This window comes from Mesorhizobium sp. M7A.F.Ca.MR.245.00.0.0, assembly GCF_003997415.1.
In the GTDB taxonomy this organism is placed as follows: domain Bacteria; phylum Pseudomonadota; class Alphaproteobacteria; order Rhizobiales; family Rhizobiaceae; genus Mesorhizobium.
Map to the genome: position 1 here is coordinate 1 of NZ_RZTE01000115.1, position 509 is coordinate 509.

Sequence of the window (509 nt, forward strand, 5' to 3'; positions counted from 1 at the left end):
AGACATTGGCGAAATTTACGATCTCTATAGCAACGTCAAGGAGAAGCGCGAGGTGTTGCAGATGTGGTCAAATCACATCGAATGGCTGATCAAGCAGGCTGCGGATGACGCTCTGGCGGCGTAGCTGCTGGCATGGGCGGAAGATGCGGCGCAACAATCGTCAGAGCCTCATCGAATTGGAGATCATGCTTGACCAGCAAATGCGCGGCCAATGCTTCGATGGCCGACCAGTGATCGAGTACTAGCCGGGCCGTGCGATCTTCGATCCGCCCCCAATCGGGGCGGCGCGGCATCAGGAACCGCAAACTCACCATAGATTCGCTTGGCATCCGCGTAGTCGCTGCTCCCCTCATTCCCATCGGACGCATTCATCGCCATATCGCGCGGGTCCAGATAGCCTTCGAATGCGGATTCTGCAAAAGGACCTGCCAGACACGCAACTATCACCCGGATCGCATCATCGCGTTCCAAACATCGATCCATATCGTCCTCGAAAATCGGCTTTCGCT

General features: G+C 56.2%; 1 protein-coding gene. It reads right to left on the reverse strand.

The genetic code is table 11. The features are described from left to right. Window positions 1-183: 183 nt before the first annotated feature. Window positions 184-509 (reverse strand): hypothetical protein (locus tag EOB80_RS34945; RefSeq protein ID WP_206516868.1); only part of this gene is annotated, 326 nt, incomplete at its 5' end.